This is a genomic window from Roseateles sp. P5_E1, assembly GCF_054049335.1.
This window is the reverse complement of record NZ_JBFUMN010000131.1, coordinates 1-1,220: the sequence shown is the minus strand read 5'-3', so window position 1 is coordinate 1,220 and position 1,220 is coordinate 1. Positions and strand designations below refer to the sequence as shown.

Genomic DNA, 1,220 nt, shown 5'->3' with positions numbered 1-1,220 from the left:
GCGTCTGGCCGCGCTGCTGCTGGAGGGCGGCGACCGTGGCGGCGCGGCCGAGGCGCTGGCGCCGGCGCTGGCCCGGCGCGAGCCCGGCGGCCTGCTGTGGGCCGTGCCGAAGCTGCTGCAGATGGCGGCCGAGGACTGGGGCGACCTGCTCGACCCGGTCGACCTCGCCCGGCTGCGCGGCTGGGCCGAAGCCGTGCGGCCGGCCACGCGGGTGGTGGTCGAAGCTGCCGCCGTTTCCGGGGACGACCGGCTCTCGCAGCGCGAGGCCGAAGTCATCGCCCAGATCGCCGCCGGCGCCAGCAACAAGCACATCGCCCGCGCGCTGGACCTGAGCCCCCACACCGTCAAGCGGCATGTGGCCAACATCCTCGACAAGCTGGGCCTGAACTCACGCGGCGAGGCGGCCGCGTGGTGGAACCAGCGTCAGATGGCCACCAGGCCCGGCACGCTGGCCTGACCCAGCGCCCGGCACAGCTTGGTCCAGGCCGTGTCGTTGAGCAGCGCGCGCGCCGAGGCCAGCACCGGCGCCTGAACCGGCGGCGGCAGGCTGCCGATGACAAGGGCGCGCTCAGCCGGCGTCAAGGCCGGGATCATCCAGCGCAGCGTCTCGCTCATCTCGCGCGGGCCGATGCTGGCCAGGAGGCGGTGGTGGATGTCGAGCAGTTCGGCGTCGCTGTAGGCGGCCCACAGCGCCAGGTTGTGGCGGCTCTCCTCCACGCCCATGTGCTCGAGGTTGTGGGCCACGAAGGCCGCGAAGCGGCGGTACAGGCGCTGGGCGGCGCTCGCTGACGGCATGGCGCGCAGCGCGGCGGACTCGGCGCGCAGGCCGGCGATGGCGTCCAGGTGCTCCTCGTGCTCGACCTCGATGGCCGCGCTGGCCCCCGCGCGGCGGGCTTCGATGGCGGGGTGGACGAACTCGTTCTCCTTGTCGAGATGGTGCCGGGCGGCATCCAGCAACGCGTCGAGCTGGCCCAGACTGGTGGCCAGCTCGAGCGGGTCGTCGACATCGAGGCGGCTCAGCTGCTGCAGTGTGTCGCTCATGAACAGGCGCAAAGCCTTGTGGATATGGGCGTAGAGGTCCAGGCGCGGGGGGAGGGTGGTCATGGTGGAGGCTCCGTTTGAGCCGGCGTGATGGGGCCGGATGCGCCGCAGTGTTCCGGCCGGCGTCGCGGTTGCCATCGCGCTGATGGGCCATGCCCGACGGGCCATCGGTCGTGGCT

Annotated in this window: 2 protein-coding genes; one reads left to right on the top strand and one right to left on the bottom strand. The window is 73.0% G+C overall.

Annotated features, from left to right (window positions below; translation table 11 throughout):
- The coding region (locus tag ACXJKJ_RS30110) for a response regulator transcription factor (protein WP_457395008.1) at positions 1 to 457 on the top strand (457 nt) is incomplete at its 5' end.
- On the opposite strand, the gene ACXJKJ_RS30105 is transcribed toward ACXJKJ_RS30110, so the two are convergent.
- Positions 424 to 1,104 carry a hemerythrin domain-containing protein gene (locus ACXJKJ_RS30105; RefSeq protein WP_056192767.1) on the bottom strand — a complete coding sequence of 227 codons (681 nt, stop codon included), beginning with the start codon at positions 1,102 to 1,104 and terminating at the stop codon, positions 424 to 426. The genes ACXJKJ_RS30110 and ACXJKJ_RS30105 overlap by 34 nt on opposite strands.
- Positions 1,105 to 1,220: the final 116 nt, after the last annotated feature.